Here is a 6,185-nt window from a genome sequence, read left to right as displayed (position 1 = left end):
CGGTCATCGCGTAGCTCTCCTGAAGGACTGTGGTAGGTCATCCAGAAGATCACGCGGTGGCCGCCTCTATGTGGAGGGCCCGCTGGTCACCGGGGCCGTCGCACACCACCTTGGTGGACGCCACTCCGTCACGATCGGCGTTGCCTCTTGCCCCGCGTCGCCCCGCCCGGGACGTTGGGATGTGCGAGGTAGCGAGTCCCGGCCCCGTACGGCCCGGTCGTCCGCAGGGGCGGCCGACGAACTGCCGGAGGGTGTGGCGCAGTGCCGCGCCACACCTTCCCGCAGCTGGTCAGGGCACCAGACACGAGAGGAAACCTCACCGATGCTCACGTTGACCCCCCAGGCAGCAACCGCGATCCGCGGGATCCTCGACCAGTCCGAGACCCCCGAGCAGGGGGGCCTCCGGATCGCCAACGACCCGACCGGCCAGTCGCTGGCGCTGAGCCTGGCCGCCGTGCCGGCCGAGGATGACCAGGTCCTGGACCAGTCCGGCGCCCGGGTGTTCCTGGACGAGAAGGCCGCGACGGTCCTCGATGACAAGGTCCTGGACGTGCAGGCCGACCCGGCCGGCACGGTGCAGTTCGGGATCGCCGAGTCCGGCGCCTGAGCCCCCAGACCTACGCGAACGCCCCGTTCTCCCGAGGGAGAACGGGGCGTTCGTCGGTCCGGAGGCGCGGGAATCGTGACCCCGGCCCCTCTGTGGGGATCAGCCGAGCAGCGGCTCGCCGTCGCGGACGAGCTGCCAGTTCTCCACGTAGAAGTCGGCCGGGTCGATCACGCCGCGCTCCTGGGCCCACTCGATGAGCAGCTGGCGGATCTCCAGCTGCTCGTTGTAGACCACCGGCGCCGTGGAGATGTGCGGGAAGCCGCCGCCGCCGGAGCGCCGGTAGTTGTTCACCGCGACGACGAAGCGGGCGTCGTCGGCCACGGGCTCACCGTCGATCTCCAGCCGGGTGACCCGCTCGCCGACCGGCCGGGACACGTCCAGGTCGTAGTCGACGCCGGAGAGCACGTCGTAGTTGTAGTCCGGCGTCCCGTCGGCGTTGGTGATCGTCTCCGGGTCGACGGGCCCGGTGGCCGGCACCTGGGTGAAGTAGCTCGCCGACTCCTCGAGGTAGTCGCGCACCTGGGCGCCGGTCATCTCCACCGCCTCCAGGGTGTTGTCGAAGACGTAGAGCCCGGCGATGTCCCGGATGGTGACGTCGCCCTCCGGGAAGACCGCCTCCCGGCTGAACGGCGCGGCGATCGACAGCACCGGCAGGTCGGCCCACTCGGTGCCCTCGAGCGCGGCGTCGACGGTCTCGGTCTGCACCTGCTGGATGAAGTCGAGGATCGGGGTGTCCTCGTACCGGCTGGTGAGCGTGGTCAGCTCCTCGGTGGAGGTGGCCACCACCTGGTTGACGTAGTCGACCGTCGCCTGGTGCGCCTCGTCGGTGACGGCGAGGACGTCGGGGTCCTCCGGGTAGTCCCTGGTGCGCAGCGCGGTGGCCGTGGCCTCGGTGACGTCCCACTGGCCGCGGGTCTTGGTCAGCTCGAAGTCGACCTGGCTGACCGTGGCGCCCCATCGGTAGGGCTGGGTGAGCAGCACCTCCTCGCCGGTGACCTCGTTGACCACGACCTGGGACGGGGCGTCGCGGTGCGTGTGGCCGACGACCATCGCGTCGATGCCGGGCACCGTGCGGGCGATGACGTCGGAGGGGTTCTCCGTACCGACGGCCGGGTCGTCGTACGACGACGTCCCACCGACCCCGGCGTGCGCGAGGACGACGACGACGTCGGCCTGCTCGGCGACGACCGGCACCCACTCCTCCGCCGTCTCGACCATGTCGCGGAACTCGACCTGGCCCTCGACGTTGTTCCGGTCCCAGATGGCCGAGCCCGGCGTGGTCAGGCCGATGATGCCGACGGTGACCGGCTTGGCGCCGCGGACCTTCATCTCCTGCAGCGTGTACGGCGGCAGGTACGGCTCGCCGGTCTCGACGTCGATGACGTTGGCGCCGAGCACCGGGTGGTCGACGTCGTCGACGTAGCCGGCCAGGGTGTCCAGGCCGTAGTTGAACTCGTGGTTGCCGACGACCTGGGCGTCGTAGCCGATGACGTCGTAGGCCGCCGCGATCGGGTGCTCGGCCTCCGGCGGCTGCTGGGCGGCGAGGTAGGTGAGCGGCGTGCCCTGCAGGAAGTCGCCGTTGTCGACGACGAAGACGCTGTCCGCGCCCTTCTCGGCCCGCACCGAGTCGACGACCGAGGAGACGCGGGCCAGGCCCGTCGCGTCACCGGCGCTGTCGGTGTACGGCGCGTCGCGGAAGTAGTCCCAGTCCTGCGCGCGGCCGTGGACGTCGGTGGTGGCCAGCATGGTGAGCTCGAGGATCTGCCCCTTGCCGTGCCCGCCGTCGTGCCCCTTGCCGTGGCCGCTCCCATGGCCGTTCCCGTGACCGTGGCCGTGGCCGTTCCCGTTGTCGTGGCCGTTCCCGTTGTCGTGACCACCCGGGCTCGCCGCCGCGGGGGTCACCGCCCCGACGCTCATCGCCAGCACCGCTGCCGCGACCGTCACCGTCGTCCGTCTGCGCACGCGATCTCCCCCAAGCTCGTCAGCCGCCCCTCCTGGGCCGGCTGTGCGGTTGCTGAGCCAACGTAACGAGGGATGCCGACAAGTCGACACCGGTCACGAGGTGTTCACGCACGCAGCACCGGTTGGACCGACCGACCTCAGCGGGCGGCGGCGCGCGCGGCCAGTTGTTTCGGGGAGAAGGCCAGGTCCAGCGCCTCCCGGGCGGCGCCGAGCACGGCGGCCTGCTGGCCGACTCGGCTGACCGCGATCTCCAGGCCGTCGGTGATCATCGGCGGGCACTGCGCGTAGATCGCCGAGCGCACCCCCGCGACGAAGGCCTCGGCGCTGCTCAGGTGCCCGCCGATCACCAGCCGCTCGGGGTTGAAGAAGTTGAGGATCGTCGAGAGCACGGTGCCGGTGCTGCCGCCGGCCTCGCGCAGCAGTTGGGTGGTCAGCGGGTGCGCGTCCCGGGCCAGGTCGAGCATCCCCTCGGTGCCCGAGGAGTCGACCCCGCGCTCGGCGAGCTGCTCGACCAGCGCGGCGCCACTGGCCACCGCGTCCAGGCAGCCGACCCGCCCGCACGAGCAGGGCACCGGCGGGGCGCCGGGCACGGTGGTGTGGCTGATGTCCCCGGCGAACCCGCCGCTCCCCCGGTGCAGCACCCCGCCGGCGACGACGCCGCAGCCGATGCCGGAGCCGACCTTCACGAACACCATCTGCTCGGCCGGCGACCCGCCGGCCGCGTGCTCGCCGAGTGCCATCAGGTTCGCGTCGTTCTGCACGATGACCGGCACCGGCAGCCACTGCCGCACGATCGCGGCGACGTCGGCGCCGTTCCAGCCGGGCATCCGGGCCGGGGAGACGACCAGGCCGGTGCGCGCACTGACCGGCCCGGGCACGCCGACGCACATGGCCAGCAGCGGCGGGGCGTCGTCCAGCCCGGCGACCGCCTCCTCCACCGCGGTCACCACGGTGCGCAGCACGGCCTCCGGGCCGTCCGAGACCGCGATGGGCAGGTGCCGCTCGGCGACCTGCCGACCCGCGGCGTCCAGGACGGCGATCGCCGCGTGCCGCTCCCCGAGGCTGACCGCGACCACCAGGCCGGCCGCGCCGCGCATCTCCAGCCGGCGCGGCGGCCGCCCGCCGGCCGAGGGCCCGGTGCCGGTCTCCACCAGCCAGCCACGCCGGATCAGCATCTCCACCCGGGCGGCGGCGGTGGTCGCCGAGAGCCCTGTCTCGCGGGCGACGTCGGCGCGCGAGGTGGCGCGGCCGAGCCGGACGAGGGAGAGCACCTCGCTCGGGGAGGTGGCCGACCGGTCACCGGCGGGGGTGGGCATGCCGGTCAGTGAAGCAACGCCCGCCGTCCGAAGCAACGGCCACTTACTCCGGAAGTGGAAATACATCATGGACTTCTCGTTGTAACGATCGCCACTTAGCCTTCGTCCAACGTTCAACGCTGACCGTGAGGAGCACGCCCGTGACAACGCCGATGGTCAGCCTTCGCGGCGTCGACAAGCACTTCGGCGAGCTGCACGTGCTCCGCTCGATCGACCTGGAGGTCGCCCCGCGCGAGGTCGTCGTGGTCATCGGGCCGTCCGGGTCGGGCAAGTCGACGCTCTGCCGCACGATCAACCGGCTCGAGCCGATCGACTCCGGCGAGATCAGGGTCGACGGCCAGCTGCTGCCCGCAGAGGGCGCCCAGCTCGCCCAGCTCCGTGCCGACGTCGGCATGGTCTTCCAGTCGTTCAACCTCTTCGGCCACCTGAGCGTGCTGGACAACGTGATGCTGGCGCCGCTGAAGGTCCGCAAGGCGAGCAAGGCCACCGCCCGCAGCGAGGCGATGGCGCTGCTGGAGCGGGTGGGCATCGCCGACAAGGCCGATCGCGTCCCCGCCCAGCTCTCCGGCGGCCAGCAGCAGCGCGCCGCGATCGCCCGCTCGCTGGCGATGCACCCGAAGCTGATGCTCTTCGACGAGCCGACCTCGGCGCTGGACCCCGAGATGGTCAACGAGGTGCTCGAGGTGATGACCTCGCTGGCCGCCGACGGCATGACGATGGTCGTGGTGACCCACGAGATGGGCTTCGCCCGCCGCGTCGCCGACCGCGTCGTCTTCATGGACGCCGGTCAGATCGTCGAGGTCGCCCCACCGGCGGAGTTCTTCGACGCCACCCGGAGCGAGCGCGCCCGCTCGTTCCTCTCCAACGTGCTGGCCCACTGACGGCCGAGCGCACCCCGGGCGGACCCGCCCACCCCACGCCCGGCGCCGCTCCCCCGGCCGGGCTGATCAGAAAGGCAAGGCATGAGTGACATCCGCCTTCCCAGGCGCCGCTTCCCGCTGATCACCGCCGTGCTGGCCACCGCCTCGGTGGCGGTCGCGGGGTGCGGCTCGTCCGACTCCTCGTCCGACGCCGTCCCCGGCGGCGGCGGCGGCGGCGACACCGCCTCCTCCGGCCTGGACGCCGTCTACGAGGACGCGCCGGTCGCCGACGACGAGTTGATCCTCCCCGAGTCCACGATGGCCGAGATCAAGGAGCGGGGCGTGCTGCGCGTCGCCGCCGCCCTGGACGCGCCGCTGCTCTCCCAGCAGGACCCGAGCAGCCCCGAGGACGTCGAGGGCTTCGACATCGACCTGGCGAAGATGCTGGCCATCTACATTCTGGGCGAGCCGAACATCGAGATCGTGCCGCCGGCGTCGGAGACCCGGGAGGCGCTGCTGCAGAACGGCACCGTCGACGTCGTCTTCAACACCTACACGATCACCGAGGAGCGGGCCGAGCAGATCAACTTCGCCGGCCCGTACTTCACCTCGGGCCTCGCGGTGGCGGTCGCCGCCGACAACGAGGACATCTCCAGCATCGAGGACCTCGACGGCAAGAACGTGATCGTCGGCGCGAACACCCCGGCGGTCACCGCGGTGCCCGAGGTGGCCCCCGGCGCCGAGGTGACCAGCTTCGCCACCGACCCGCAGGCGGTGCAGGCGCTCGTGCAGGGCCGCGGCGACGCCTACGTGCAGGACTACACCCTGCTGCTGGCCGCGGCGGACGCCAACGACGACATCAAGATCGCCGTCCAGCCGTTCACCGAGGAGCCCTACGGCATCGGCCTCCCGCCGGAGGACCCGGAGTTCAAGGACTTCGTGAACACCTGGCTGGAGGAGATCGAGGACGACGGCTCGTGGGCCGAGATCTGGGAGGCCACCCTCGGCACGGTCGTCGAGGGCGACGCCCCGACGCCGCCGGAGATCGGCTCGGTGCCGGGCTCCTGACCCGGCACCCCTGAGGCAGCAGCCCTGAGGCAGCAGCAGCGCCAGCAGAGGACGACGACGTGACTGCAGTGATCGAGAACCTGGACCCCTTGCTGAGGGCACTGGGGACGACCGTGCTGATCCTGGTGATCTCCGCGGCCGGCTCCCTGGTGCTCGGGGTGCTGATCACCGTGGCCCGGGTGAGCCCCATCCCGGTGCTGCGCGGGGCCGCCTGGGCCTACGTGCAGGTGTTCGTCAACGTCCCCCTGCTGGCGCTGCTGCTGCTGGCCGTCTTCGCACTGCCCGACGCCGGGCTGCTGATGCCGCTGACCACCACGGTCATCGTCGTGCTCACCGTCTACGAGGCGGCGTACGTGGCCGAGGCGGTGCGCA

6 protein-coding genes are annotated in these 6,185 nt (G+C 71.8%); 4 read left to right on the top strand and 2 right to left on the bottom strand.

Translation table 11 applies throughout. The features are described from left to right. Positions 1–322 precede the first annotated feature (322 nt). Positions 323–607: an iron-sulfur cluster assembly accessory protein gene (locus G5C62_RS24835; protein ID WP_164703117.1), complete on the top strand. Its 285-nt coding sequence runs from the start codon at positions 323–325 to the stop codon at positions 605–607. Between the two features lie 99 nt (positions 608–706). Here the strand turns inward: G5C62_RS24835 and G5C62_RS24830 are convergent, their stop codons facing one another. Both G5C62_RS24830 and G5C62_RS24825 read right to left on the bottom strand, forming a co-directional pair. Beyond that, a complete protein-coding gene (locus G5C62_RS24830; RefSeq protein WP_206330849.1) occupies positions 707–2,569 on the bottom strand; it encodes a bifunctional UDP-sugar hydrolase/5'-nucleotidase in 1,863 nt (620 codons plus the stop codon). Between the two features lie 137 nt (positions 2,570–2,706). Next, positions 2,707–3,885: an ROK family transcriptional regulator gene (locus tag G5C62_RS24825; RefSeq protein ID WP_164703116.1), complete on the bottom strand. Its 1,179-nt coding sequence runs from the start codon at positions 3,883–3,885 to the stop codon at positions 2,707–2,709. A 152-nt stretch (positions 3,886–4,037) separates the two neighbouring features. Between G5C62_RS24825 and G5C62_RS24820 the strand changes: the two genes are divergently transcribed. The 3 genes from G5C62_RS24820 to G5C62_RS24810 all read left to right on the top strand — a co-directional run. After that, complete coding sequence (locus G5C62_RS24820) at positions 4,038–4,766, top strand: amino acid ABC transporter ATP-binding protein (protein ID WP_164703118.1); 729 nt, start codon at positions 4,038–4,040, stop codon at positions 4,764–4,766. An 81-nt stretch (positions 4,767–4,847) separates the two neighbouring features. Beyond that, on the top strand, positions 4,848–5,813 hold the full coding sequence (locus G5C62_RS24815; RefSeq protein WP_164703115.1) for a glutamate ABC transporter substrate-binding protein: 966 nt from the start codon (positions 4,848–4,850) through the stop codon (positions 5,811–5,813). Positions 5,814–5,872: 59 nt separating this feature from the next. Beyond that, the coding region (locus G5C62_RS24810; protein ID WP_164703114.1) for an ABC transporter permease subunit at positions 5,873–6,185 on the top strand (313 nt) is incomplete at its 3' end.

This window comes from Modestobacter sp. KNN46-3, from assembly GCF_011039295.1.
The sequence above is the reverse complement of the archived record's forward strand: the minus strand, read 5'-3'. Positions and strand labels throughout refer to the sequence as shown.

Excerpts from the sequence above, each read along its gene's own strand:
- G5C62_RS24820 (WP_164703118.1), top strand. The coding sequence starts at position 4,038 with ATGGTCAGCCTTCGCGGCGTCGACAAGCACTTCGGCGAGCTGCACGTG.
- G5C62_RS24815 (WP_164703115.1), top strand. The coding sequence starts at position 4,848 with ATGAGTGACATCCGCCTTCCCAGGCGCCGCTTCCCGCTGATCACCGCC.
- G5C62_RS24835 (WP_164703117.1), top strand. The coding sequence starts at position 323 with ATGCTCACGTTGACCCCCCAGGCAGCAACCGCGATCCGCGGGATCCTC.
- G5C62_RS24825 (WP_164703116.1), bottom strand. The coding sequence starts at position 3,885 with ATGCCCACCCCCGCCGGTGACCGGTCGGCCACCTCCCCGAGCGAGGTG.